Source organism: Streptosporangium heterodermiicola (genome assembly GCF_051390675.1).
Lineage (GTDB): Bacteria > Actinomycetota > Actinomycetes > Streptosporangiales > Streptosporangiaceae > Streptosporangium.
This window is the reverse complement of the sequence record NZ_JBPJSR010000150.1, coordinates 1-234: the sequence shown is the minus strand read 5'-3', so window position 1 is coordinate 234 and position 234 is coordinate 1. Positions and strand designations below refer to the sequence as shown.

At 64.1% G+C, this 234-nt stretch carries 1 pseudogene; it reads right to left on the bottom strand.

The annotated features are described in order from the left end of the window. A pseudogene (locus tag ACSC1Q_RS43295) lies at window positions 1-234 on the bottom strand (trypsin-like serine peptidase); the annotation flags it as partial.

Below are 234 nucleotides of genomic sequence, written 5' to 3'. Positions count from 1 at the left end.
CGCCTTGAGGTAGTAGTGGGTGATGGTGAAGTTGCCCTTGGCGTCGATCTTCTTGTAGCCAACGCCGGTGTAGGCGTCGTACTGCGACTTCGTGACGTTCTCGAGCTTGGTCGCCCAGGGAGCCTTGGCGCCGCTCACGCCGTGGCCCACGGGGGCCTTGTCGTAAACGTCCTTGGTGACTTCCTGCAGGGCGAGGACGGCACCGGGGTAGTTGGAGCCGACCGGGTCCGTCAG